A 613-nucleotide genomic window follows, 5' to 3' on the forward strand; every position below is an offset into this window, starting at 1 on the left:
CCGCGTGGGTATGCCTTTCTGGACGCTCTGCGTCCTCTCCTGAGCACGCGGTGCGGCGCCAAAAGCTGACGCGGAGCGTCATGGACAGTATTTCCACGCTGGAGCGTGAGGAACGAGCGCTGTCCGCAAGAACGCTATCGTGCCCATGCTCCGCCTGGGCATGCCTTTCTGGACGCTCTGCGTCTTCTCCCAAGCACACGGTGCGGAGCCAAAAGGTGACGCGGAGCGTCATGAACGGCATTCCCACGCTGGAGCGTGAGGAACGAGCGCTGTCCGCAAGAACGCTATCGTGCCCATGCTCCGCGTGGGTATGCCTTTCTGGACGCTCTGCGTCCTCTCCTGAGCACGCGGTGCGGCGCCAAAAGCTGACGCGGAGCATCATGGACGGTATTTCCATGCTGGAGCCTGAGGTACGCTCGCCATCCGTAAGAACGCTATCGTGCCCATGCTCCGCGTGGGTATGCCTTTCTGGACGCTCTGCGTCTTCTCCCGAGCAAACGGTGCGGCGCCAAAAGCTGACGCGGAGCATCATGGAAGGTATTTCCATGCTGGAGCCTGAGGTACGCTCGCCATCCGTAAGAACGCTATCGTGCCCATGCTCCGCGTGGGTATG

It is taken from the genome of Pseudomonas syringae group sp. J254-4, assembly GCF_032586855.1.
GTDB classification, from domain to species: Bacteria; Pseudomonadota; Gammaproteobacteria; order Pseudomonadales; family Pseudomonadaceae; genus Aquipseudomonas; species Aquipseudomonas amygdali.